The organism is Arthrobacter sp. SE2, assembly GCF_058244265.1.
The window spans coordinates 145,343-170,201 of record NZ_JBZAYA010000011.1 but is presented as its reverse complement, the minus strand read 5'-3'; the positions used below and the strand labels follow the sequence as shown (position 1 = coordinate 170,201).

Here is a 24,859-nt window from a genome sequence, read left to right as displayed (position 1 = left end):
GCCTCTTGCAGCGCTTGACAACCATAGAAGGGTCAACAACTGCGAGCCAGTTGGGTGACTATCTGAAGTAACTGTTTCACTCTTAGTGAACCTTTTGTGATCTGGGGCACATTGCGTGTTGAATCAGAGCATGGATTCGAATGCCTCCGAGACCCCGAGTACGCAACCCGAAACTCCTTTCCACGATCTGGACCACTACCTGGCCATCCCCCGGGTCGGCGGCCTGGCTCTCAGCACGGACGGAAGCCGCCTGGTCACTACGGTTTCCACGCTCAACGCCAAGGGCACTGAATACGTCACGGCCCTTTGGGAGCTTGATCCTGCCGGAAAGAAGCACGCCCGCCGCATCACCCGCAGCGCCAAGGGAGAAACCGGCGCGGTGTTTGCTGCCAACGGTGACCTCTACTTCACCTCAGCACGGCCCGATCCTGACAGCCCCGAAGCGGATCCCGTGAGCGCGTTGTGGCTCCTGCCGGCCGACGGCGGTGAGGCCCGGGTGGTGCACTCCCGTGCAGGCGGAATCGGGGGCGTCATGGCCGCGTCTGCCGCGGACGAAACTTTCGTGACGGCCTCGGTCCTTGCCGGTTCCACCGATGAGGAAAATGACGAGGAGCGCCGCAAGAGCCGCAAGGACAACAAGGTAGCGGCCATTCTGCACACCGGCTACCCGGTGCGTTACTGGGACGCAGATCTGGGCCCGGCCCAGCCCAGGCTGTTCGCCGTGGAAAACGGAGGCGCGGCTGAGTCCGGGAAGCCCGCGACCGTGGACGCAACCGCACCCCTGAAGCTGCGCAATCTGACGCCCGACGTCGGCGGCAACCTCCGCAACACCCACGCGGTGGTCAGCCCGGACGGCAAGACGATCTATACGAGCCTGGCCAAGCCGCTCGCGAAGGCGGACACGCGCTTTGTGCTCGCCGCTGTCGATGTGGCCTCCGGCTCGATCAAGGTGCTCCTTGACCATGAGGGAATGAGCTATTTCCCGGGCCCGGTCAGCCCTGACAACAAGAAGCTCTCGGTAGTCAGCGAAAGCGACAGTACCCCCGGGCAGGCACCCCAGGTCAAACTCCACCTCTTGAACGTCGGGGCGGGAGAAACCCTTGACCTAGAGCCCCTCGCGCCCGCTTGGGACCGCTGGGGCAACGCCGCGGCCTGGCTGCCGGACGGGCACTCGCTCCTCGCCACAGCCGACGACGACGGCGCGACGCCGGTCTTCCGGGTCGCCGTCGCGGACGGTACGGTCACCAGGGTGACGCAGGATGCGGCGGCGTACACCGACGTCGTGGTTTCGCCGGATGGGCTGAGTGCGTTCGCGCTGCGCAGCTCTTATGAATTCCCGGCGGAAGTCGTCCGGATCGAGCTCGCCTCGGGCGACGTCGAGCGGCTCCCCGCGCCCGCTGAGCGCCCCACGATCAAAGGCAAGTTGGAGCGGGTGGAGACGAGCGCGGCTGATGGTTCGAGGGTTCCGGCCTACCTCGCGCTCCCGGAAGGCGCGTCGGGGGCGAATCCGGCGCCCTTGCTGTTGTGGATCCACGGCGGGCCGTTGGGCTCGTGGAATGCCTGGACCTGGCGGTGGAATCCATGGCTGTTCGTGTCGAAGGGGTATGCCGTGCTGCTGCCGGACCCGGCATTGTCCACCGGGTACGGCCAGCAATTCATCCAGCGCGGCTGGGGCGAATGGGGCAAGGCGCCGTATACGGACCTTATGTCCATCACCGACGCAGTGGTCCAGCGGCCCGACATTGACCAGACGCGGACAGCCGCCATGGGTGGGTCGTTCGGCGGATACATGGCCAACTGGGTGGCCGGGCACACGGATCGTTTCAAGGCGATCGTGACGCACGCCAGTCTGTGGGCCATGGACCAGTTCGGGCCCACAACGGACGCTTCGCAGTACTGGCTCAAGGAAATGACCGCAGAGATGGCACTGGACAACTCGCCCCATCTCCATGTCGGGAAGATCAAGACACCCATGCTGGTGATCCACGGTGACAAGGACTACCGAGTGCCGATCGGCGAGGGCCTGAGGCTTTGGTACGAACTGCTTTCCAGTTCCGGGCTGCCCGCCGATGAGAACGGTGAGACCCAGCACCGCTTCCTGTACTTCCCTGACGAGAACCATTGGATCCTGCAGCCGCAGCACGCCAAGGTCTGGTACGGCGTCGTGGAGCACTTCCTTTCCAAGCAGGTACTTGGACAGGACGTTCCTCTTCCTGACGACCTGGGGCTTTAGGCGCCTTCGGCCTCGTAAGATTGTGGCTGTGACTTCGACGTTCAGTATCCGCCCTGCCCGCACCGGCGATGTTGCCGCGATCAAGCGGCTTGTAGCGCCTCTGGCGGAGCAGCGAATCCTGATGGCCAAGGAGACCGTGGCCTACTACGAGAGCCTTCAGGAGTTCCGGATTGCCGAATCGTCCGATGGCGAGGTGATCGGTTGCGGTGCCTTGCACGTCATGTGGGAGGACCTGGCCGAGGTGCGCACCTTGGCGGCGGACGACAATTGGCGGGGCAAAGGCGTGGGTCACGTCCTTGTCCAGCAACTCCTGGAGGACGCCCGGGCCTTGGGGGTTGCGCGTGTCTTCTGCCTGACGTTCGAAGTGGACTTCTTCAAGCGCCACGGATTCGAAGTCATGGCGGACCAAACCGCCGTCGATCCCCAGGTCTACTCGGAATTGCTGCGTTCCCATGACGAAGGCGTGGCCGAGTTCCTGGATCTGGCCCGCGTGAAGCCCAATACCCTGGGCAACACCCGCATGATCAAGGTCCTTTAGCTCCGCTTCTTCTCCTTGGCTCCTGTATGTGCCAGCCCTGACCTCTTTACGTATATCAACTTGATGGATAAACTAGTTGAGGCTCGGTTGCGGCGGGCCAACCATACTGTGGAGGCGAGAAATGAAGTACCACGTTATGTTTCCGGACTTTTCAGGTTTCCAAATTGACATGCCGCGTCCCGGCGCCACACCCGAGTCGCGCAAGCAGGGGACCGGAGGTTGCATGCGGTCCGGGTGCACGGATCTTTGGCCCGACTCGATGGCCAAAGACGCAACACCCCAAGACTTCAGCATCGGTCGTTTGACGGTGGGCGGGCCGCCGCACTGACCGGGCGGATGCCGGAAGGTTTTTCAGAAGGGACAACCATTGGGGGTTGTCCCTTCTGCGTTTCCGTCGCTGGGTTCTGTGTTGCACGTCCCCACATACGGACCGTTCCCCTACCGTGCCCGGGGCGCTGGTAGTAGGGTCAAATCACCTACCAGCAACGCCCCAGGAGCGCGCCATGAAAAAGCTCATCAACGATCCCCGCTCGGTGGTGGACGAGTCTGTCGAAGGTTTCGGCATGGCCCATGCCGATCTCGTCGACGTCCATACGGACCCCATCTTCGTCGTTCGAAAAGGAGCGCCCGTGGCCGGCAAAGTGGCGCTTGTGTCGGGAGGTGGGAGCGGCCACGAGCCCCTTCATGCCGGCTTTGTGGGGCACGGAATGCTCGACGCCGCCGTGCCGGGTGCCGTGTTCACCTCGCCCACTCCTGACCAGATCATTCCGGCGACCGCCGCAGTCGATTCAGGCGCCGGCGTCATACACATCGTGAAGAACTACACCGGTGACGTGCTGAACTTCGAGACCGCGGCAGAGATGGCCCAGGCTGAAGGAATCAGCGTCCGCTCGGTTCTCGTCAACGACGACGTCGCTGTGGAGGATTCCCTGTATACGGCAGGCCGTCGCGGCGTGGGTGGCACTGTGCTGGTCGAAAAGATTGCCGGCGCGGCAGCGGAGCGTGGGGATTCGTTGGAGGCCGTCGCGGGTGTGGCGGAGGGAGTCGTCCGCAACGTGCGCACTATGGGCGTCGCCTTGTCCGGCTGCACCGTGCCGCATGCCGGGATACCCAGCTTTGAACTCGCTGACGACGAAATCGAAATCGGCATCGGCATTCACGGCGAACCGGGCAGGCACCGGATCGCCATGGAGGGAGCCGACGCCATCACCAGCCGCCTATTGGTCCCCGTCCTGGAGGACCTCGGGATCAAGGCCGGTGAAGAGGTGCTGCTCTTCGTCAACGGAATGGGCGGTACGCCCCTCAGTGAGTTGTACATTGTCTACCGCCGGGCGGCCCAGATCCTCGCGGAAAGAGGAGCCAAGGTGGAGCGCTCACTGGTGGGCAACTATGTCACGTCGCTTGAGATGCAAGGCTGCTCCATCTCGGTACTGCGGCTCGATGACGAACTGACCGCCCTGTGGGACGCACCCGTCCATACTCCGGCCCTGCGTTGGGGGATGTGACAGTGGGCCTGGGGGTCGAATGGGCGGTCCAATGGTTGACCCTCTCCGCTCGGCTCATGTCCGAGCATCGGGAGGAATTGATTGCGCTGGACCGTGCGATAGGCGACTCCGACCACGGCGAAAACATGGACCGGGGATTCCAGGCCGTCATGGAGAAACTTGCCCAGACTCCGCCCGAGACACCTGGCGCAGCCCTGAAGCTGGCCGCGATGGCGCTGATGTCAAAGGTGGGCGGGGCGGCCGGACCGCTGTATGGAACCGCGTATCTTCGGGCGGCCACGGCGCTGGGAGAAAGCGCGGACGTTGATGCAGCGGCGCTCGCCGGCGCACTGACCGCAGCCCGGGACGGAATTGTTGCCCGCGGTAAGGCGGAGCTTGGCGATAAAACCATGGTGGACGCCTGGTCTCCGGCTGTGGAAGCGGCGGACGAGGTCCTGGTGGCCGGTGGAGATGCTGTGGCGGTGTTGGCCGCGGCGGCTGAGGCTGCCGAGGTTGGTGCCGTCACGACAGATCCGCTGGTAGCCCGCAAGGGTCGCGCAAGCTACCTCGGTGAACGCAGCGCAGGTCACCGAGATCCCGGGGCTGCGTCTTCCGCCCTGTTATTGCGCGCAGCCGCTACCGCTGCAGGATTTCCTGAAGGGGCCGCCGAATGACGGTGGGCTTGGTGGTGGTCTCACACAGCCGGAAAATCGCGGAAGGTGCCGTGGAATTGGCGGCGCAGATGGCCCCCGATGTGAAGTTCTACGCCGTCGGCGGCACGGATGATGGCCGGATTGGCACGGACCTGGACAAAACGATCGCCGCATTCGAGGCAGGACTTGGGGAGGCTTCAGGGGATGGCGTGGTGGTCCTGACGGACCTTGGTTCCGCGGTCATGACGGCAGAATCAGCCGCGGAGTTCTGCAGCGAGCCGGACCAAGTCCTCCTTGCCGACGCTCCCTTGGTTGAGGGCCTCGTTGCGGCCGCAGTGGCCACCCAAGGTGGTGCCCCGATGGCCGCAGTGAAGGCCGCCGCCGAGGCGGTGCGATTCGGTCAGGAGCTCGTTTTTGAGGCCGCGCGGTCCGCTGAATCCCAAGGCAGGGGCGAACCGGCGGAAAGCGGCGAATTCGAACTCGTAAACCCCATGGGAATGCACGCCAGGCCTGCGGCCAAAATCGCGGGCGGACTCGCCGGCCTGGATGTCGAAGCAACGGTAAATGGCGTCGATGGCACCTCCATTATGGAACTCATGAGCCTCGCCGTGGGCAAGGGCGGCAAGCTCAAGGTCGAGGCTTGGGGCAAAGATTCATCGAAAGCCGTGGACTACGTCAGGCGGCTGGTGGAACAGGGATTCGGCGAGATCTGACGCCGCGCCGAGATGTCGCTGCATGCCGGGATTTGCCGTGGTGCGGGGGTGTGGTGCGCGCGGTGTTCAGGACTGCCGCAGGCCGTAGGCATCGAGCACGAGGCTCGCCGTGATGGCGGTCTGGCACTGCTCGCCCCACGGTTTGGCGCTTTTCGGGGTGAAGTTGAGTGTCCTGACGGGCAAGGTCCCGCCGTTTGTGTCCGTGCCAGTCACTTCGGCATCGATAGGCGAGGACGTCAGTGTTCCCATGTTGAGGAAGCCATAGCGGGTGCCATCCGGTGATGTGACGGCAGAGCATGACCCTTCAGGTTCCGGCCCGCAGGATTGAGGGAGCGACACGCTGCCCGGGCGCAGCTCCAAATCACCCTCGCGGCATTTCCCGTCCTGGCATGCCTTCAAATGGACGGTTTTGATCGTTGGCGCGTACTCTGCCGTGATTGTCAGGGAGACCACGGGGGCCATCGCAATTGCCGGACAAACGGTGACTTGAGGTTCGCATCCCGACCAGAGCGCCGCCGTCGTGGTCAATGCAATGGCGGCCCACAACCTGCGCATACTTGAGAATAATCCCGCAGCCGGGGCCCGGAACGGGATACCTGCAACTGGCAGGCACATCGTTACCGACATCTGCGGATCGTTGCGGCTCCGCGACCTCAAGGCCATGTCCGGCCGGGTTTGGCAGGGTTTTCCGCAGTGCGCAAGGAATGCGCCGACCGCAGAGAATAGGGTTCTTTGCATGACTGAACCCTCGGATCTGCATGCCACTCGCGCCGCCTACAACACGGTAGCCGCCGATTACGCTGAACTCCTGCGCAACGAACTCGACACCAAACCCTTTGACCGGGCCATGCTCGGCGCGTTCGCCGAGCTCGTGCGGTCCTCCGGAGGCGGGGCGGTTGCCGACATCGGTTGCGGGCCCGGACGGATCACGGCGTACCTGGATTCCCTCGGGCTGTCGGCTTTAGGCATCGACCTGTCGCCGGAGATGGTGACAGTAGCCCGCAAGGACCACCCAGGCCTGCAGTTCGATGAAGGGTCGATGGAGGCCCTGGAGCTGGATGACGGCACTCTGGGTGGCATCGTCGCTTGGTATTCGATCATCCATACGCCGCCGGCCCGTTTGCCGGGAGTGTTCGCGGAGTTCCACCGGACCCTTCTGGACGGCGGCTTGCTGCTGCTCGCGTTCCAGGCCGGCGACGAGCCAAGGCATTTTGACTTCGCGTATGGCCACGAAATCGACCTCGACGCCTACCGCTTGCCGCCTGAGCGCATCATGGAGCTCCTCCTTCAGGCTGGCTTTGTTGTTGAAGCGCAGCTTCTCCGCGAGCCGGACGGCAGGTACGAGAAGACCCCGCAGGCGTATCTCCTAGCCCGCAAGCCAGCGCGCAAACCGGCAACGGCGTGAAGGAAGCAGCGTGGCGGAAGCGGCGAAAAGGAAGCCTAGGCCGGAAGCCGCAGCCCGCCGTCGTGCATCTCGGCCAGGCCGTCGCGCAGGAGTCCTTCGAGTGCCCGTTCCAGCTGCTCCGGGGCCGAATTCAAGCGGTGCAGGGCCGCCAGCGGGACGGCCGCGCCCTCGGCGGCGAAACCGAGGTCAGCTGCGGGTCGTTCGAAGAGTTCAGGGGCTACCGGCGACTCTGCCTCACGCAACACGGCCATGACGGCACCCCGCAACTGCCGGTCCGTGCCATGCCACGCCTGGCCCCTGGGCGTGTACGTGGGGGGCGGTTCGCCTGCGGCAAGCCACGCGCAGGAATCGCGGACGGGGCAGTCCAGGCACTTGGGGGAGCGGGCGGTGCACACGAGCGCTCCGAGTTCCATGACGGAAGCGTTCCAGCGGACGGAGAGCCCGACGTCGTCGGGCATGAGTGATTCGGCGAGGCGCATCTCCGACGCGGTGAGCGACGGCGCCGGAAGCGCAAGTCCCGAAACGAGCCGGGCATGCACGCGCCGGATGTTCGTGTCTACGACCGTTTCGCGGCGACCGAAAGCAAAAGCAGCCACGGCCGCGGCCGTATAGTCGCCGACGCCGGGAAGGCTCAACAGGGAGGGATGCGTGTCCGGCACCCTGCCTCCATGCTCTTCCACGATCGCGACGGCGGCCGCATGGAGCCTGAGCGCGCGGCGGGGATAACCGAGCCTTCCCCAATGTCGCACGGCCTCGCCCGAAGGCTGCTTTGCGAGATCCGCGGGTTCCGGCCAGCGTTCCATCCAGTCTCTCCACACCGGCAGGACGCGGACTACCGGAGTCTGCTGCAGCATGACCTCGCTGACCAGGATCCCCCACGGGCTGCAGTCCGGCGACCTCCACGGCAATATGCGGGCCACCTCGGAGAACCAGCGGTCCATGGACTGGTGCAAGTCCGTGAGGCGATGGGTGCCGGCAAGTTCAGCGGCGCCTGGCAGTGACATGGAGATCCTTGCTGCGGTTCGTGGCGTGCCCTGTTGGCGGCCGATTCCTGCCATCCACTGTAGTGGAGCCGGCCGGGAATGACGTAGGTCATACTGGCTCCGATCCGGTCCCGGCGGCGTGGTGCGGCACCATCCACGCCTTGCGTTGCCTAGCCTAGAAGCATGGTCAACAAGGGCAAGCAACCGCCGAGGGCGCGCACGTCGCCGTCGGCGAAAAGCCCTGCCCGGGCCGGAGGCGCAAACCGTTCGGCGAACGGGGTCCGGCCCCAAAGGCGACGGACGAGCCCTGCCGTTTACCGGCGTCGGAGGCTGGTTGTTTTCGGCGCGCTCCTGGTGGTCCTGGCGATGCTCGTGGCCGGGGCCGTGGCTATGAGTTCATCCCTTGCGGGCAAGGCTGATCCCGGCGCATCCAAGACCCAAGCGGTCGGAGCCGCTCCGGCGAGCCAGGCCCCTACGACGGATCCCATCGCGGCCACCACAACGCCCACGGCCACGCCGGTGTGCGACCTCAATCTGGTGACGGTAACGGCGTCCACGGACCAGCCGGCCTATGCGGCCGGACAGAACCCCGTGCTGAGCATGAAGATCACCAATGGCGGAGCGGCACCGTGCCAGGTCAACGTCGGCACGTCCCAGATGGAGTTCCTGGTGATGAGCGGCGAGGACCGGATTTTCTCCTCCAAGGACTGCCAAGCGAAGGGCGATGACCTCGTGAAGCAGATTGATCCGGGCAAGAGCGAGATCGCCAACTTCCCGTGGCAACGCAACCGGACGACGGAGGGCTGCGGCGTAATCTCAGCCAAGCCTGCCACCGGCACCTACACCTTCAAGGCCGTACTGGGAAACAAGGCGAGCACCAAAGCGGTCTTCCAACTTGGCTAGAGGAACCTGTCCAGCCATTTGCTCAACAACCGACTGGGCCCACGCCGCCCGGGTTCCCTGGCCGTGGGCCCACGCCGGCGAGGGCCCCGGCCTGAGCTTGCGAAGGCTGGGAGCCGGTGGGGACTTGCGAGGTTAGGGCGGCGGTGGGGACTAGAGGAACCTGTCCAGCAGGCTGGCTTCGGCCATGCGGCTGAGCCCTTCGCGGACGGTCCGGGCGCGCTGGTCGCCGATGCCGTCCACGGTCATGAGATCGTCGATAGTGGCGGCCATAAGGTACTGGAGTCCGCCGAAATGCTCCACCAAACGGTCGGCCACGGCTTTCGGAACCGACTTCAGCCCGGACAAGAGGCGGTAGCCGCGCGGCTGCACACCGGCGTCGAGCACGTCCATGCCACCGGCGAAACCGATGATCCCGGCGATCTTGCCCAGATCGATCAGCTCCGCCGGGCCAAGATCCAGAAGGGCCTGCACCGCACCGTCGATGTCCTCGGGCGAGGCGTCGGCGCCGGCGTAGTCGCGGATGATCACGTCACTGCCCGGGCCGCGGCCGGTGGTGAGCTCTTCCAACTGCAGCGAGAGCAACCTGCCGTCCTCACCCAGCTCCAGGACATACTGAGCGATTTCCTCGGCAATACGCCTGACCATTTCCTGGCGCTGGAGGGTGACAGCCACATCCCGGACGGTGACCATGGCCTCGATTTCGAGGGCCGATAGGGCGCTAGTGACCTGATCCAAGCGGGCGCTGTAACGTTCCAGGGTTGCGAGAGCCTGGTTGGCTCGGGCCAGAACCTTCTCGGAGCCCTCAAGCACGTGGCGCAGGCCGTTGACGTAGAGGGCGATGATCTGCATGGACTGGCTGACCGAAATCACCGGAACTCCGGTCTGGATGGCCACGCGCTCGGCCGTCCTGTGACGCGTTCCTGATTCCTGGGTCTCGATGCTGGAGTCCGGCACAAGCTGTACCGCGGCACGAAGGATGTTCCCGGCGTCCTTGTCGCAGATGATGGCACCGTCCATCTTCGCGAGTTCACGCAGCCGCGTCGGGGAGAAATCGATACCGATTTCAAAGCCGCCGGAGCAGATGGATTCGATGGTCCGGTCCGTTCCCAGCACAATCAGGGCGCCGGTGCGCCCACGGAGGATGCGTTCCAGGCCGTCGCGCAACGGTGTTCCGGGGGCCACCCTGCCCAGAGTCGCCTTGAGCGAATCTTCGGGGCTCCGAGCCATAGGTGTTCCCTTCAAAGGTGCACGCAGGCGCGCCCGCAAGTGTGCCGGTTTTCAGCAGTAAGTCGACGGGAGCAAAATGCCAGGTTTCCCGCAAGCTCAATGATAGAGGTATAGACCGGCAACAACCGCACGGGTAAGCCTTAAAGTGCCCCAAACTAGCTTATGTGGCGGGACCTTCGAAACGCGTTCGACGGCGGCCGCCGCACCGCCACTTTCAGCTCGTCCCTGGACCCTCAGTTCGGTCCCGGAACCTCAGTGACCCTTGACCCTCAGGGAGCCGTCCGAAGGCGCGCGAGTCGCTCAAGGTCGCGTCGCACGCTCTGCAGCGCCGCTTCCCGGGCGGCAGCCCTTCCCGTGTCCGGATGCACTTGCCTCGCAGGAGGGTGGACTCCGCCTCTGCCGGCGTTCGGCCTGTGTCCTTGCTGGTTCGCAGCGGGGTTCCCCGCGGGGGAGGGGCCGAAGGGATCGTAGAACAAGTCATTCCCTGGATTCATTGATGCCCTGTTCCTTTCATGCCATCGTCGGCTGCCTGGTTTTTCCTGGCGGATGGCTCCAATCCGGGCCGGACGCGTCCGCTATGCGTTCAAACTATCGGCAGGTGATTTCGGAGGTTTGTGCACCTCGTTTCGATCCTGTTAAGCGCTGGCCCGGGACCCTGCCTCCGGCATGGTCCCGGGCTGCGATAAACTTGGTATCTTGGCTGGCGCGCAAATCGTGCCGCTCCCTGAGTTGGCCCCCGGCCGGCACGGGGCCAGTATCCAGCCTCCATCCCACGTTTGGCCCGTCGTTCCAATGCGGGCAACGCCCAGATCGCAGCGAAAGTAGCACCGTGTCCCAAGAAGTCCTGAGCCCCGCCCGAGTCCAGGAAATTCACCATGAGGCCTCCCGGCGTCGGACTTTCGCGGTCATTTCGCATCCTGACGCCGGCAAGTCCACGCTCACGGAAGCCCTCGCCCTGCACGCCAAGGTCATCGGCACCGCCGGTGCGTCCAGCGGCAAGGCCAACCGCAAGGAAACTGTTTCCGACTGGATGCAGATGGAAAAGGACCGCGGTATTTCCATCAGCTCCGCGGCATTGCAGTTCTCCTACCGGGACACTGTGATCAACCTGCTGGACACCCCGGGCCACGCCGACTTCTCCGAGGACACCTACCGCGTCCTGGCCGCCGTCGACTGCGCAGTGATGCTGGTGGACGCCGCCAAGGGCCTGGAAACGCAGACCATGAAACTCTTCGAGGTCTGCAAGCAGCGGAACCTTCCCATCATCACGGTCATCAACAAATGGGACCGCCCGGGCCTCGACGCCCTCGCGCTGATGGACGAGATCACGGAACGCACCGGACTCCAGCCCATGCCCTTGACGTGGGCCGTGGGCATTTCCGGCGACTTCCGTGGAGTCTGGGACCTGCGAAATGACCGCTTCGCACGGTTCGCGCGCAACAATGCCGGTGCCAACATCGCCATCACCGAGTACTTCACTCCGGAGGAAGCAGCTGAAACCCAGGGCAACAACTGGAGCGACGCCGTCGACGAAGCCGGACTCGTGATCGAATCGAACCTCGAGTTCAACATTGAGAGCTTCCACGCCGGAACGGCAACACCTATCCTCTTCAGTTCGGCGGCCCTGAACTTCGGGGTCAAGGAAATCCTTGACGCCCTGGTGGACTTCGCGCCTCCGGCCGCGCCCCGCCCCGACGTCGACGGCGAGCCCCGTTCGGTAGACGCTCCCTTCGCGGGGTTCGTCTTCAAGGTCCAGGCAGGCATGAACAAGGCCCACCGCGACCACGTCGCGTTCATCCGTGTGTGCTCCGGCGTCTTCGAGCGCGGCATGGTGGTCACGCAGACACGCACCGGAAAGTCCTTCGCCACGAAGTACGCCCAGCAGGTGTTCGGGCGCGAACGCGAAGTCATCGACGAGGCCTATCCCGGCGACGTCGTTGGCCTGGTCAACGCGTCCTCGCTGCGCGTAGGGGACAGCCTGTTCCTCGGCGAGCCCGTGGAATTCCCCGCCATTCCGCTCTTTGCCCCCGAGCATTTCCAAGTAGCCCGGTCCCAGGACCCCAGCCGGTTCAAGCAGTTCCGCCGCGGCATTGAGCAGCTTGAGCACGAAGGCGTCATCCAGGTGCTCCGCTCCGACGTCCGGGGCGACCAGGCACCCGTGCTCGCGGCTGTCGGTCCCATGCAGTTCGAGGTTGTGGAAGACCGCATGGCCCACGACTTCAACGCCCCGATGCGCCTGGAGCGCCTTCCGTACTCGATGGCAAGAATCTCGACGGCGGAGGCCATGCCGGCGCTCGCCAACGTCCCTGGCGCAGAGGTGCTGCTGAGGTCCGACGGCGAATACCTCGCGTTGTTCAACGACGTCTGGGCACTGCGCCGGATCGAGAAGAACCACCCGAAACTCACGCTGGTCCCGATCGGCACGCACAACCCGGCAAAATAGTATTTCCCTGGACATGCCCCTCGTATGAGCTGAGGGCTGGACATATTGCTGTTATGTCCAGCCCCTGGTTCGAACAGGGAGCATGTCCCGTGGGGGACGTGGGCTTGGGGGAGTGGTCAGTAGCTCACTTGGCGTTCGAGCTTGTTTCCCAGTCCCAGCATGGCGAGGCTCACCACGAGGAATCCTATGGAGATCGCCACTGCGAAGACCGCCACTGCGCCCCAACCGCCTGCGCGCATAGGGTCGATGAACCAGTAGGCGTACCAGTTGACGAAAGAGCCGCGGATCAGGCTGTAGACGAGATAGGCAACCGGGTAGAGCAGCCAGTACCAGAGGTGCTTGATGGTCAGCCTGGAGCGCGGAGGCTGGAACAGCCAATCGGCAACCATGACAACCGGCATCAGGTAGTGGACCACGAAGTTGACCCAGGGGAGCAGGGAGCCGAGATCCTGCCCCGCCAGGAGTGCGCCGAAGACGAGTCCCACGACGGCCATGGCGATCGTCGCAGTGCCCCGGGTGGCGTCGTCGAGCTCGCTGGGCCGCTTGCCAACCAGCACGCGGTAGCCGCTGATCAGCAGCACCACCGACGCGAAGATGTTGGACAGGTTGGTGAAGTAACTGAAGAAGTTCCACGGATCGAAGCCCAGACCGACGTGGACGGTGAGCTGCGTCCCCACCGCAACAAGGGTCAAGAGGCCAAAGAAGAGGCGTCCCCCAATGAGCACATTTCTTTTTGTCATGGGGACAATCTTCTGGTGGACGAGGCCAACCCATGCACCCGACACTCCGAAGCCAAGCCGGCCGCTAGGTGATCAGCAACTCCAAGGCCTCCGCCAGGTGTGCCACTTCGCGGACCGAGAAACCCTCCGGGACGGGGCCTGGTCCGTTGGGACTCGCCGGCACCACGGCGTGGGTGAACCCAAGCCGCTGCGCCTCGTGGATACGCTGGTTGATCCCGGGAACCGGACGGACCTCGCCGGCCAGGCCAACCTCGCCGAAGGCAATGAGCCGCTGCGGCAGTGCCTTGCGCGCCTTTGCCGAGGCCACGGCAAGCGCCACAGCCAGGTCGGTGGCCGGTTCGCTCAATTTCACTCCTCCGACAGTGGCCACGTAGGAGTCGTCCTTGTGCAGGATGCAGCCAGCCCGCTGTTGGAGCACGGCCAGGAGCATGGCCACGCGCGAGCTGTCCAGGCCGCTCGTGGCCCTGCGGGGTTGTGAGCTGGTACTTTCGGCCAGAAGCGACTGCACCTCGGCCAGCAGCGGGCGTCGGCCTTCCATGGTCACCGTGATGCAAGTGCCGGACACCGGCTCGCGTGTCCGCGATACAAAAAGCCCGCTGGGATCGGCTAGGCCTTCGATGCCGGCCTCATTGAGGTCGAAGCAGCCGACGTCGTCCGTGGCACCGTAGCGGTTCTTGACCGCGCGCAACAAGCGCAAGCGCGAATGGCGCTCGCCTTCGAACTGGCACACAACGTCCACCAAGTGCTCCAGGAGACGCGGACCGGCAATGGAGCCGTCCTTCGTCACGTGGCCAACCAGCAAGGTGGTCATGTTGCGGCGCTTTGCGGCGGCGATGATGGACGCCGCGACTTCCCGGACCTGTGAGACTCCGCCAGCGCTGCCTTCGACATCGGCGCTGCTGAGGGTCTGTACGGAGTCCACAATCAGCAGCTTCGGCTCAAGCTTCTCCACTTGCCCCAGCGCCTGCCCGAGGTCCGTTTCCGCCGAGAGATAGAGGGTGTGCGCGACCGCGTCGATCCGCTCCGCACGGAGCTTGACCTGGGCAGCAGATTCCTCGCCCGTGACGTACAGGACGTCCTGGCCCGTGCGGGCGAACTTCGCGGCGACATCCAGGAGGAGGGTGGATTTCCCGACGCCGGGTTCCCCGGCGAGCAGGATCACCGCACCGGGAACAAGGCCTCCGCCCAGGACACGGTCCAGCTCGTCGACGCCGGTGGGCAGGAATGCGGCCGTGGTGCCGTCTACCTCGGCAATCCGGCGGGCCGGCTCCAAAACTGTTGTGGCCGCCGTCGTACGCGCAACCGCGACGCCTGTTTCCTCCACGGTGCCCCACGCCTGGCACTCACCGCAGCGCCCCACCCACTTGACCGTGGTCCACCCGCATTCGGCACATTTGTACGCGGGAGTCTTGGAGGTGCGTGAGGTCTTGGAAGCCATGCGTACAAGGCTAATGGAGGGGTAGGACAGTCAAGTGCGCCTCACTGCAAGGGAGGAAGAACGTCCCGGGCTTCCCTGGGGTCCATGCCCGCGGCTTCGAGCAGGTCCACCATGAGCGGGCGGAAGAGCATCACCACTGTTTCACCCTCAAGCTTCTGGACGTGCAGCATTTTGGGGTGCAGCCGGGTGGCAATGTCGGCCAAGTCCTGCCGCGCACCGCGCAGGTGGGCGCGGCGGGCGCCGTCGTGCACTTCAGCGAGACCGAGCGAGAGCTCCTCGACGGCGGCGGAAGTGTCCTGCAGGACCTCCGAAATGCTGTCCGTCGCCTCGTCCGTCAACGCTGCATGGTTAATGGCGCTCGTGAGCCGCCGCGCGAACACCCGGCTGTTGCGGAGGGCAAGGTCGATGGAATCCAGCGACTCCTCCAGCATGGTCAGCTCGTCGCGGTGCCGACGATACGCCGGGGCAAGCGTGGCCACTTCACCAGAGGCCTTGAGGGATTGGCGCATCCGGTCCACGAGGGGCTGGCAGTTCCGCCCCCGGATGAGGGCGTGCCAGGCCTGGGTGGAGTCGCTGCTGATCAAGGCGTCTGCACATTCACGGAGGACCTCCGAGAGTTCGTGCAGGAGTTTGCGGACGTCCTGGCGCGGTTCCCGGCGCGGGTCTTTCGGGACCAGCATGGTGACCAGCAGCGCGAAAACCCCGCCTACTAAAGCGTCGATGCTCCGGGTGAAAGGTCCCCCTGCCGGCGCGGGCAGCAAGACCACGAGAAGCGATTGCAGGCCCAGTTGGGTGGTGAAAATGGAGCCACCGTCCAGGAAACGTGCCAACAGGATGGAGAAAAGAAGGACGACAGCGGCTTGCCAGATCCCCGAACCCAACCAGTGGAGCAGGAGATCACCGACGACGATCCCGAGGGTGCAGCCAAACCCGACTTCCACTACCCGGCGAAGCCGGGGATCCCGCGAGAAGCCGAGTGCGATCAGTGACGAAGTCGCGGCGAAAAGGGGTCCTGAGTGCCCCAGGATGTATTCAGCGAACGCGTAGGCGCCCACCGCGCACACGGTCATCTGGACGGCCGGAACCAACGAGTTCCGGCTGCGGACGAGGCCGGTGCGCAGCCGTGCCCGCAGGAATTTCTTGCTTGCTGAAAGTCCTTGGGGGGCGGTCATGGCTCAAGTCTATTCAGGAGGGGCTTATGGAGTGCGGATCGCCGAGGGAACCCCAAAGTGAGGGGCGTCACCAATCCCCCATGACACGCCAAGCGCAAGGGCGACGCTGTATATGTAAGCCAATGGTCCACAGCCGTTCATCTTCTGTTCACTTTGGACGGCCGATCCCGTTACCTGCGGCTCCTACCGTCAATAAAGGTACAAACACGTACGCAAATCTTTCGTATGCCGACTTTCTCCCTCGGTACGCATCAGAGAATCCCTGGAAGGGGTACATCCCAGTGAAGGCAACTCGCTTCGGCCGCAATGCGGCAATCGCGGTCCTCGCAGTCGGCGCCCTTGCGCTGACCGCTTGTGGTTCAGACAACGCAACCGGCGCCACACCGGCAGCCACCCCGAGCGCCGCAGCCGTCAAGGTCACCGGCACGCTGACCGGCATCGGCGCCTCCTCGACCGGCGCGGCCATGGACGCTTGGAAGGCCGCATTCGCTTCCGCCAACCCGGGTGCCACGGTCCAGTACTCCCCGGATGGTTCCGGCGCAGGCCGCAAGGCCATCCTCGACGGTTCGGCCCAGTTCGCCGGTTCCGACGCGTACCTGAGCGACGCTGAGTTGACCACCTCCAAGACCAAGTGCGGCACCGATGGCGCCATCAACATTCCGGTCTACGTCTCCCCGATCGCCGTTGCCTTCAACATTCCCAACGTCAAGGACTTGAAGCTCGACGCCGACACCGTTGCGAAGATGTTCCGCGGCCAGATCACCAACTGGAACGATCCCGCTATCGCCGCCCTGAACGCCGGCGTCACGCTTCCGGACCTGAAGGTCACCCCGGTCAACCGCTCTGACGACTCCGGCACCACCCAGAACTTCACCGACTACCTGGCTGCTGCTGCTCCCTCGGTCTGGACCGACAAGGCTGCTGGCGTTTGGCCGGCGTCCCTGAAGGGCGAGAACGCCAAGGGCACCTCCGGCGTCGTCAAGACCGTCACCGACACCCCGGGTGCCGTGACTTACGCTGACGATTCCGCAGTTTCCGGCAAGCTCGGCACCGCGCAGATCAAGGTTGGCTCGGACTTCGTCAAGATCTCCGCTGCCGCTGCCGCCAAGGCTGTTGAACTGGGCAAGCCCGTTGCAGGCCGCCCGACCGGCGACCTTTCCATCAAGCTCGACCGCACCACGACGGATTCCTCGGCCTACCCGGTGGTCCTCGTTTCTTACCACGTCGTCTGCACCACCTACGACAAGAAGGAAACCGCTGACCTGGTCAAGGCATTCGAGAGCTACGTAGTCTCCGACGCCGGCCAGCAGGCTGCTGCCGGCTCCGCCAAGTCCGCTCCGCTCTCCAAGGCGCTGCAGGACAAGGCGAAGGCCGCTGTTGACTCCATCAAGGCCAAGGCCTAAGGACCACAATGGAGTAGTGGTGCCGCGGACCGCGTTACCACTACCCTTGAATATCAACGTTCCCCGTCCCGCGCTGGTGAAACATCACCGGACGGGGCGGGGAACTTGGCCATTTTTGAGTGAATCTGAAGGATCGTGAAGTGACCACCAACTCCTTGACCACTTCCCAAGGTGCCGGACGCGCCGGGGACAAGGTCTTCTCCGGAGCCACCTTGGCCGCGGGATGCCTGATCCTCGCGGTTCTCTTCGGCGTCGCACTTTTCCTTGTCATCCAGGCCATTCCGGCCCTTGTGGCTCCACCCGCGGACATCCAAGGCGGCCACGGCTTCTTCGCCTACATCGGTCCGATCGTGGTGGGAACCCTGATTGCCGCCGTCATCGCCCTTGTGATTGCAACTCCCGTTGCCATCGGCGTCGCGCTGTTTATCTCCCACTACGCGCCCCGCAGGCTTGCCTCGGGCCTTGGCTATGTGGTGGACCTCCTCGCTGCCATTCCTTCCGTGGTCTACGGCGCATGGGGCGCGGCATTCCTTGCCCCCCAGATTTCGCCCGCCTACGGCTGGCTGGCCAGCAACATGGGCTGGCTGCCGATTTTCCAAGGCCCGGCTTCCGCTACCGGCAAGACCATCCTGACCGCGAGCATCGTCCTTTCCGTCATGGTCCTGCCGATCATCACTTCCCTTTCGCGTGAAATCTTCCTGCAGACCCCGAAGCTCCACGAGGAAGCCGCTCTGGCCCTCGGGGCGACCCGCTGGGAAATGATCAAGATGGCTGTCTTGCCGTTCGGCCGCCCGGGTATCGTGAGCGCCATCATGCTTGGCCTCGGCCGCGCACTTGGCGAGACCATGGCCGTCGCGCTAGTGCTGTCCTCCGGCGTTTTGACCGCGAGCCTGATCCAGTCCGGCAACCAGACCATCGCCGCGGAAATCGCCTTGAACTTCCCTGAAGCCAGCGGACTCAAGGTCAGCACGTTGATCGCGGCCGGCTTGGTGTTGTTCGTCATCACCCTGGGTGTCAACATGATTGCACGCTGGATCATCTCCAGGCACAAAGAATTCTCAGGAGCCAACTAATGACTGTCACAGCCCCTGTGGCGCGCAAACGCTCCGCACTGACCAAGGGCCAGTTGCCCGCTTTCGCACCGTACGTCGTCCTTGCCGTCGCCCTGGTGCTCGGCGCGGCGATCTTGGCGCTGATCGGCTTCAACGCCTTCGGCTGGGGCCTCGTGTCCGCCATCCTCTTCGCGATCGGCCTGGTCGGCTGGAGCGTAGTTGTCGAAGGCGGCCGGAAGGCGAGCGACAAGCTTGCCACCTGCCTGATCGTCGGCTCGTTCCTCGTGGCGCTGCTGCCCCTGATTTCGGTGATCTGGACCGTCCTGGTGAACGGCATCCCTGGCATCGTCACCCCCGGCTTCCTGACGACTTCCATGAACGGCGTCACAGGTTCCCTTGACAACAAGAGTGTAGATGAAGGCACTAAGGTCCTTGGCGGTATCTACCACGCGCTCCTGGGCACCGTGCAGATCACCTTGCTCGCCACTGTCATCTCGGTTCCGGTGGGGCTGCTGACCGCGATTTACCTCGTGGAGTACGGCAATGACCGGGCCCTTGCCCGTGCCATCACGTTCTTCGTCGACGTCATGACCGGCATCCCGTCGATCGTGGCAGGTCTCTTTTCCGCAGCCTTCTTCTTCGCCGTGGTCGGCCCGGGCACCAAGACCGGTGCGGTCGCCGCCGTCGCGCTTTCAGTCCTGATGATTCCGGTGGTGGTTCGCTCCAGCGAGGAAATGCTCAAGATCGTCCCGAACGAGCTCCGCGAGGCGGCTTACGCGCTGGGTGTCCGGAAGTGGCGCACCATCCTCAAGGTGGTCATCCCGACGGCGATTTCCGGCATCGCGTCCGGCGTCACCCTGGCGATTGCCCGCGTGATTGGCGAGACGGCTCCGATCCTGGTCACCGCAGGTTTCGCCACAACCATCAACAACAACGTGTTCGGCGGCTGGATGGCCTCGCTGCCCACGTTCATCTACACGCAGATCCTGAACCCGACCTCGCCGTCCAACCCGGACCCGTCGAGCCAGCGGGCATGGGGCGCCGCGCTGGTCCTGATCGTCCTGGTGATGCTCCTGAACCTCGGCGCCAGGCTGATCGCCCGGATCTTCGCCCCCAAGGCCGGCCGTTGAGCCGCCAGGCCACGCGCAAACTTTCAACCACAGCACCGAAGGAACACCATGTCTAAGCGGATCGACGTCAAGGATCTGAACGTCTACTACGGCAGCTTCCTGGCCGTTGAAGGCGTCAACATCAATATTGAAGCCAAATCGGTCACGGCGTTCATCGGCCCGTCCGGTTGTGGCAAGTCCACCTTCCTGCGCACCTTGAACCGCATGCACGAAGTGCTTCCCGGGGCGCGCGTCGAAGGCGAAGTCCTGCTCGACGGCGACAACCTTTACGGTGTGGGCGTGGACCCGGTGACTGTCCGCAGCCAGATTGGCATGGTCTTCCAGCGGCCCAACCCGTTCCCCACGATGTCCATCCGAGACAACGTGCTTGCCGGCGTGAAGCTGAACAACAAGCGGATCAGCAAGGGTGCGGCCGACGCGCTTGTGGAGAAGTCCCTGCGCGGCGCCAACCTGTGGAACGAGGTCAAGGACCGCCTTGAGAAGCCCGGCTCCGGACTCTCCGGCGGCCAGCAGCAGCGGCTTTGCATTGCCCGTGCCATTGCTGTGGAACCGCAGGTCATCCTCATGGACGAGCCCTGCTCCGCGCTGGACCCCATCTCTACTTTGGCCGTCGAAGACCTCATCAATGAGCTCAAGGACGAATACACCGTGGTGATCGTGACCCACAACATGCAGCAGGCCGCACGCGTTTCCGACAAGACCGCGTTCTTCAACATCGCCGGCACTGGCAAGCCGGGCAAGCTCATCGAGTTCGCGGACACCACCACGATCTTCAACAACCCGTCCCAGAAGGCCACGGAAGACTACGTCTCCGGCCGGTTCGGATAGTCCCCACCGGCTCCCAGCCTTCGCAAGCTCAGGCCGGGGCCCTCGCCGGTGTGGGCCCCCGGCCAGGGAACCCTGGCGGCGTGGGCCCAGTCACCGCCACCCTAGGCCCCCGCGAAAAGCCCGACGGCGACGGTCACCTTCCGGTGACTGCCGGCGTCGGGCTTTTGCGTGCCTGGCGAGTCCCGCTGAACTCAGCGGGACTCGCTCCGCTCAGTGCGATAGCGGCGAGAGTGCCAGCCCAAGGACGAACGCCACTGCGGCGGTAACGATCGGCGTCGCGACCCAGAACCCCAGGATCCGCAGCACCATCCGACGGTTGGTGACGGAAAAGTTCTGGTTGGTTCCTGCGCCGAGCACTGCCGACGTCACAGTGTGCGTGGTGGAAAGCGGCAAGTGGAAGCCAATGGCACCGACGAACAACATCAGCGAGGTCAGGCTTTGGGCGATGAATCCCCGCATCGGGTCTACCCGCGTCAGTTTGTAACCCAGGGTGTACGAGATGCGCCAACCACCACAAAGCGTTCCCGCTGTGAGCATGACAGCAGTCAGCAGGATGACCCAGAACGGGAGGTCGTTGGAGTCGGACACCCCGGCCGCTACGGCTCCCAACAGGATCACCGCTACGGATCTCTGCCCGTCCTGCAGGCCGTGGCCGAACGCGACGGCAGCGGCCGAGACAGACTGCGCGTGGCGGAAGCGGCCATGCACAACATCGGGCTGGGTGTAGCGGGCCGCCCACGTGACAGGCCACACGAGCAGATAGGCGCCAAGGAAGGCAATCAGGGGGGACAGCAGCAACGGCAGGACTACTTGCGCCAGCAAAATACTGTCCACCCCGCTGATCGAGCTGCCTCCCATCAACGCGCTTGCGGCTCCGGCGCCAACGAGGCCTCCCACCAAGGCATGGGTTGACGAGAGCGGCACACCGCGCCACCAAGCGTAGATTCCCCAAAGGATGGCGCTGCACAACCCCGCGGCGAGTATTGTAAGCCCGTTCATTCCCGAGGGGAGAACCACCCACGACTGGCTGAAGACCAGTGCGAAACCGCCGCTGAGCAGCACGCCGGCAAAGTTGAAGACGGCCGCCAACACGACGGCAACCGACGGAGTCAGGGCACGGGTCCGCACAGAGAGTGCGACGGCGGTGGAGACGTCGCGGAAGCCGTTCAGGAATGCGAAGCCAGCCGCCAGCACCACCACAAGGGCGAAGAACGCGACCGCCACCTCATGCTTCCTTGACGATGATGCTGCCTACCTGGGTGGCGACGCGGCGCATGTCCTTGGTAGCGTCCACTAGTTGATTGGCTACGTCGCGGTTCCGCGAAAATTGGGTGGACTTCATGTCGCGGAGCATCTCGGCCACCCAAGTCCGATGGCTGCGCTCCGCACGCTTGGCCAGCCGCAAGACCTCGATCCAGTAATCCTCGAGTTCGTCTAGATCGTCGAGCTGGCGCATTGCATCAACCGTGAGTTCCGCCTGGCGGCTGATGATCTCCAACTGGTCCGCCGCGCGCTTGGGCACCCGGTCCAGTTTGTAGAGGGCAACGAGCTCACCTGCGGCATCCAGCTTTTCCATCGCCTCGTTGAGGAAACGGGAGAGGGCGTACATGTCCTCGCGGGGGAGCGGGTTCACGAAGCTCGTGCGCATGTGGGTCAGGAGGGCGAAATGCAGATCCGTGGATTTCGCCTCGTGTTCGTGCATCTCCTCCACAAGCCGTTCGTGCTCCGTGACAGGAGCTCCGAAGATCTCAGAAAGCGTCCCGGTTGCCTCAAGAATCTGGCGGGCCATTTGCGACAACAATTGCAACCCGGCGGGTTCTTGGGGGAAGAGACGCAGCTTCATTTGGCTTCCGGTAGGCGGGAGGGATAGGGGTGGGGCGGCGTCTTCGCCGAGGGGCATAAAAATGGTGCCGAACCGGATACGCCTCTCGGCGGTAGGCCGCTCGAAGCGGCTATAAGTTGAAGCCCGGGGGTTTCGCGGTTCGACACCAGTTTCAGTTTTCTACGTCGCCCGAGCTAAGTCAATCTTGACAGCTGGCGCCCGGGGTGGTTGTGACTGCCCCTCGCCCCTATATTTCATGTCAGTCCAGCTCTCCCAGGCGCCACGCATTGGCCGCGTGCTCGAGATCTTCCGCGGTCTTTACGAGCTGGTGAGAGTTCCGGGTCAGCTTGCTTGCGTGGCCTTCGTTGGAATGCTCCGCACTGTCCGCCAGGGTGGCTTGGCCCAGCGCGACGACGCGGCAAAACGCGGCTGAGCGTTCCAGCGCGACGTCGAAATCGCCGTCGAACGCTCCCGAAAGAATGGCGTCGGCCATTTGCTTCATTTCGTCGGCTCCCGGCGGCTCGGCAGCGCCCGCCACAACGTGGGAAACCTGGGCGGTGTCCCGGCCGGCCTTGAAGTACACGGAGATACGCTCCGAGTTCTGCATGGTGGCCGCGCGCAATGCATAGAGCCGCCACAAGGCACCCGGCAAGGACCGGGCGGGGCTCTCGGCCCACATTTCGGCGATGGCCTCCAGGCCTTGCTCATCAGCGAGCTTCACGAGGCGCCTGGTGATCTTGGGATCATCGCTATCTCGACCTCGCCGCACGAGGGCCTGAGCGGCAAGGTGCGCGGCTTCGGACACGCGCGCGGGGTCCGCCCCGCCGGCAAACGGCTCGAAGTCAACCGGCGCAAAGGGTTTCGGCTTGTGGTGCCTATTTGCTCCGCCGTACACAGGAGGTCCCGATTGTTCGCTCATGCCCCAACGCTACTCCTGTGTTTTCGCTCGTGCACTCTTGACTGGGGCCTGGTGCGGGCGCGTTCCCTTCCTGACCTTGTTTGATTCCGCCGGGACCCCGACACGCCGTTGTTGCCGCGCGTCGTCGTCGCGGTTGGGCCCAAAGGAGGTCAGGACGGCGCGGGTGGTCCGCGTGTCAAAACGGCCCTGAGCTTGAGGTACAGTATCTATGGCTGTTTCTACAGTCGGAAGGGGCCTTTAGCTCAGTTGGTAGAGCATCGGACTTTTAATCCGTGGGTCGTGGGTTCGATCCCCACAGGGCCCACTCTAAAACCCCCGGAACCGCACGGTTCCGGGGGTTTACTTGTGCCAAGCGAAAACTAGGCCGTGGCCCACACGGCCGGGTGGCGGCCGAGCGGTCCGGCTTGCTGCGACCAATGCGCTTGGACCCCGTCGATTCGCCCGGGAAGAGGCACGCGTCGCGCCGGCCCCCAGTCGGTGGTGGTTTCCACGAGAGTGAAGTCTTTCGGTGCAGCTACGGATAAGTGGTCGTTCGGCGGGGTCATCGAGTACAGCAGGTTGGCCGTCCCGATGAGTGAGCCCTGGATGCGGGCCGTCACCGAGTTGGTGAGGCTCCGGGTCAAGGCACGGGCGACGGCCGCGGCCAATAGCCAGCCGGTCGCGTGGTCGAGGGCTTGAACAGGAAGCGGGGCCGGCTCCGCTTGGCCCGCGGCGGTAGCGCCGTCGTCGGCGATCCCGCAGCTCATCTGGACCAGGCTGTCGAACCCGCGGCGGTTGCGCCAAGGGCCATCCCAGCCGTAGGCGTCCAGGCTCGCGATGATCAGGCCAGGGTTCACGGCGGTCAGGGCCTCGTCGTCGTAACCCAGGCGTTTCAGCGCGTCGCCTCGCAGTCCCGACACGAGCACATCGGCACCCGCGAGCAGTGCCTCGAAAATCGCGCGGTCGCTTGAGGCAGTGAGATCCAAAGCGGCGGTACGTTTGCCGAGCGTCGTCTCAGGCAGTAGCGACGGCACCTCGTCAAAGCCGGGCGGATCGATCCGTAGCACCTCCGCACCGTAGCCGGCAAGGAACTTGGTGCAGACCGGTCCAGCAATTACCCGAGTCAGGTCGAGCACGCGCACGCCGTCGAAGGGCAGTTTCCCGACGGCGTCCGGCGTGCGGGCACCGGATGAGCGGCGCTCGACGACGGTCAGGGGCGGCGCGTCCGCGGTCGCCGCCCCTGCGGCCGAGGCCAGCCACTGGACGCGGTTGTGCATGACGGCGGCGCATCCGCCCGCCTCCACGATGGCCGTCTCCAATTCCTCGGCACGCAACCCGGCCACTGCGGCCTGAACTGTTTCGCGGTCATGGGCTCCAACCACCCGCTCGACGGCGGCGCGGTGGCTGGCGTAATTGGTGTGCAGCCTGATCCAGGCGTCGGCCGCACGATAATTGCCGGCGATGGGGTCCCAGAGCGGTGGCCGGTTCCAGCCAACCGGGGTGAACAGCCTCTCTGACGCGAACGCGGCGCACGACTGCAGGCTGTCTACCGTCACGGCTGGCTGCCGTGACTGGCGGCGGGCTGCGAGAAACTGCGCTGCGGCCACCGTTGCGGCGGCGACCGCCCCGGTCGCAAGTCCTGTCACGTCGAAAGCGGCAGGGAGGACCGCCCGTGGCCCGGTCATCGTTAGCTGAGCGGCCGCCAAATCCGCATCATCGGCGCCGATTGCGTGCCATACGCGGGAGGTCGCATCAGCGAAGCTGTTGTTCACACTCACCATTCTCAACGGGCCT

General features: G+C 64.5%; 22 protein-coding genes and 1 tRNA gene. 13 read left to right on the top strand and 10 right to left on the bottom strand.

Translation table 11 applies throughout. The features are described from left to right. Positions 1-130: 130 nt before the first annotated feature. From AC4CS3_RS16240 to dhaM, 5 genes are all read left to right on the top strand, one after another. Positions 131-2,233, top strand: coding sequence for a S9 family peptidase (locus AC4CS3_RS16240; protein ID WP_490784336.1), 2,103 nt, complete (start codon positions 131-133; stop codon positions 2,231-2,233). A gap of 28 nt (positions 2,234-2,261) precedes the next feature. Beyond that, on the top strand, positions 2,262-2,771 hold the full coding sequence (locus AC4CS3_RS16235; protein WP_059388339.1) for an amino-acid N-acetyltransferase: 510 nt from the start codon (positions 2,262-2,264) through the stop codon (positions 2,769-2,771). A gap of 503 nt (positions 2,772-3,274) precedes the next feature. Next, positions 3,275-4,276 (top strand): dihydroxyacetone kinase subunit DhaK, encoded by a 1,002-nt coding sequence (gene dhaK, locus AC4CS3_RS16230; RefSeq protein WP_490784335.1) that lies wholly within the window; start codon positions 3,275-3,277, stop codon positions 4,274-4,276. Positions 4,277-4,278: 2 nt separating this feature from the next. Further along, the gene (dhaL, locus tag AC4CS3_RS16225; protein WP_234753990.1) at positions 4,279-4,929 is read left to right on the top strand and encodes a dihydroxyacetone kinase subunit DhaL; all 651 of its coding nucleotides are present in this window, start codon (positions 4,279-4,281) and stop codon (positions 4,927-4,929) included. Continuing rightward, on the top strand, positions 4,926-5,621 hold the full coding sequence (dhaM, locus tag AC4CS3_RS16220) for a dihydroxyacetone kinase phosphoryl donor subunit DhaM (RefSeq protein WP_490784334.1): 696 nt from the start codon (positions 4,926-4,928) through the stop codon (positions 5,619-5,621). The genes dhaL and dhaM overlap by 4 nt, the downstream gene beginning before the upstream one ends. Before the next feature lie 66 nt (positions 5,622-5,687). Here dhaM and AC4CS3_RS16215 read toward each other — a convergent pair whose 3' ends face one another. Further along, positions 5,688-5,870 (bottom strand): hypothetical protein, encoded by a 183-nt coding sequence (locus tag AC4CS3_RS16215; protein ID WP_490784333.1) that lies wholly within the window; start codon positions 5,868-5,870, stop codon positions 5,688-5,690. 487 nt (positions 5,871-6,357) lie between these two features. Here AC4CS3_RS16215 and AC4CS3_RS16210 point away from each other — a divergent pair, with 487 nt between their 5' ends. Next, complete coding sequence (locus AC4CS3_RS16210) at positions 6,358-7,026, top strand: class I SAM-dependent methyltransferase (RefSeq protein WP_490784332.1); 669 nt, start codon at positions 6,358-6,360, stop codon at positions 7,024-7,026. Positions 7,027-7,061: 35 nt separating this feature from the next. On the opposite strand, the gene AC4CS3_RS16205 is transcribed toward AC4CS3_RS16210, so the two are convergent. Continuing rightward, positions 7,062-8,030, bottom strand: a complete 969-nt coding sequence (locus tag AC4CS3_RS16205) for an HhH-GPD family protein (RefSeq protein ID WP_490784331.1) — start codon at positions 8,028-8,030, stop codon at positions 7,062-7,064. 162 nt (positions 8,031-8,192) lie between these two features. Between AC4CS3_RS16205 and AC4CS3_RS16200 the strand changes: the two genes are divergently transcribed. Next, the gene (locus tag AC4CS3_RS16200; RefSeq protein WP_490784330.1) at positions 8,193-8,912 is read left to right on the top strand and encodes a hypothetical protein; all 720 of its coding nucleotides are present in this window, start codon (positions 8,193-8,195) and stop codon (positions 8,910-8,912) included. A gap of 150 nt (positions 8,913-9,062) precedes the next feature. On the opposite strand, the gene disA is transcribed toward AC4CS3_RS16200, so the two are convergent. Then, on the bottom strand, positions 9,063-10,139 hold the full coding sequence (gene disA, locus AC4CS3_RS16195; protein WP_059388344.1) for a DNA integrity scanning diadenylate cyclase DisA: 1,077 nt from the start codon (positions 10,137-10,139) through the stop codon (positions 9,063-9,065). A gap of 829 nt (positions 10,140-10,968) precedes the next feature. On the opposite strand from disA, the gene AC4CS3_RS16190 reads away from it, so the two are divergent. After that, positions 10,969-12,582, top strand: coding sequence for a peptide chain release factor 3 (locus AC4CS3_RS16190; RefSeq protein WP_490784329.1), 1,614 nt, complete (start codon positions 10,969-10,971; stop codon positions 12,580-12,582). A gap of 116 nt (positions 12,583-12,698) precedes the next feature. Here the strand turns inward: AC4CS3_RS16190 and AC4CS3_RS16185 are convergent, their stop codons facing one another. From AC4CS3_RS16185 to AC4CS3_RS16175, 3 genes are all read right to left on the bottom strand, one after another. Then, complete coding sequence (locus tag AC4CS3_RS16185; RefSeq protein WP_490784328.1) at positions 12,699-13,322, bottom strand: Pr6Pr family membrane protein; 624 nt, start codon at positions 13,320-13,322, stop codon at positions 12,699-12,701. Positions 13,323-13,386: 64 nt separating this feature from the next. Beyond that, positions 13,387-14,760, bottom strand: coding sequence for a DNA repair protein RadA (radA, locus tag AC4CS3_RS16180; RefSeq protein WP_490784327.1), 1,374 nt, complete (start codon positions 14,758-14,760; stop codon positions 13,387-13,389). 41 nt (positions 14,761-14,801) lie between these two features. Further along, complete coding sequence (locus tag AC4CS3_RS16175) at positions 14,802-15,932, bottom strand: FUSC family protein (RefSeq protein WP_490784326.1); 1,131 nt, start codon at positions 15,930-15,932, stop codon at positions 14,802-14,804. 281 nt (positions 15,933-16,213) lie between these two features. On the opposite strand from AC4CS3_RS16175, the gene pstS reads away from it, so the two are divergent. The 4 genes from pstS (at position 16,214) to pstB (ending at position 20,345) form a co-directional block, all read left to right on the top strand. Then, positions 16,214-17,335 (top strand): phosphate ABC transporter substrate-binding protein PstS, encoded by a 1,122-nt coding sequence (pstS, locus tag AC4CS3_RS16170; RefSeq protein ID WP_490784325.1) that lies wholly within the window; start codon positions 16,214-16,216, stop codon positions 17,333-17,335. 140 nt (positions 17,336-17,475) lie between these two features. Further along, complete coding sequence (gene pstC, locus AC4CS3_RS16165; protein ID WP_490784324.1) at positions 17,476-18,408, top strand: phosphate ABC transporter permease subunit PstC; 933 nt, start codon at positions 17,476-17,478, stop codon at positions 18,406-18,408. Next, a complete protein-coding gene (pstA, locus tag AC4CS3_RS16160; protein WP_490784323.1) occupies positions 18,408-19,517 on the top strand; it encodes a phosphate ABC transporter permease PstA in 1,110 nt (369 codons plus the stop codon). Before pstC ends, pstA begins: the two co-directional genes overlap by 1 nt. Before the next feature lie 48 nt (positions 19,518-19,565). Continuing rightward, positions 19,566-20,345, top strand: a complete 780-nt coding sequence (gene pstB, locus AC4CS3_RS16155) for a phosphate ABC transporter ATP-binding protein PstB (protein ID WP_441415308.1) — start codon at positions 19,566-19,568, stop codon at positions 20,343-20,345. A gap of 210 nt (positions 20,346-20,555) precedes the next feature. Here pstB and AC4CS3_RS16150 read toward each other — a convergent pair whose 3' ends face one another. The 3 genes from AC4CS3_RS16150 to AC4CS3_RS16140 form a co-directional block, all read right to left on the bottom strand. After that, on the bottom strand, positions 20,556-21,569 hold the full coding sequence (locus AC4CS3_RS16150; protein ID WP_437772058.1) for an inorganic phosphate transporter: 1,014 nt from the start codon (positions 21,567-21,569) through the stop codon (positions 20,556-20,558). A 1-nt stretch (position 21,570) separates the two neighbouring features. Next, positions 21,571-22,188 carry a DUF47 domain-containing protein gene (locus tag AC4CS3_RS16145; protein ID WP_490784322.1) on the bottom strand — a complete coding sequence of 206 codons (618 nt, stop codon included), beginning with the start codon at positions 22,186-22,188 and terminating at the stop codon, positions 21,571-21,573. A gap of 238 nt (positions 22,189-22,426) precedes the next feature. Next, positions 22,427-23,086 (bottom strand): hypothetical protein, encoded by a 660-nt coding sequence (locus tag AC4CS3_RS16140; RefSeq protein WP_078106945.1) that lies wholly within the window; start codon positions 23,084-23,086, stop codon positions 22,427-22,429. 231 nt (positions 23,087-23,317) lie between these two features. Here AC4CS3_RS16140 and AC4CS3_RS16135 point away from each other — a divergent pair. Then, positions 23,318-23,390: transfer RNA gene (locus tag AC4CS3_RS16135), tRNA-Lys, on the top strand. A 55-nt stretch (positions 23,391-23,445) separates the two neighbouring features. Here AC4CS3_RS16135 and AC4CS3_RS16130 read toward each other — a convergent pair. Continuing rightward, on the bottom strand, positions 23,446-24,837 hold the full coding sequence (locus tag AC4CS3_RS16130) for a CoA transferase (protein WP_490784321.1): 1,392 nt from the start codon (positions 24,835-24,837) through the stop codon (positions 23,446-23,448). Positions 24,838-24,859 lie beyond the last annotated feature (22 nt).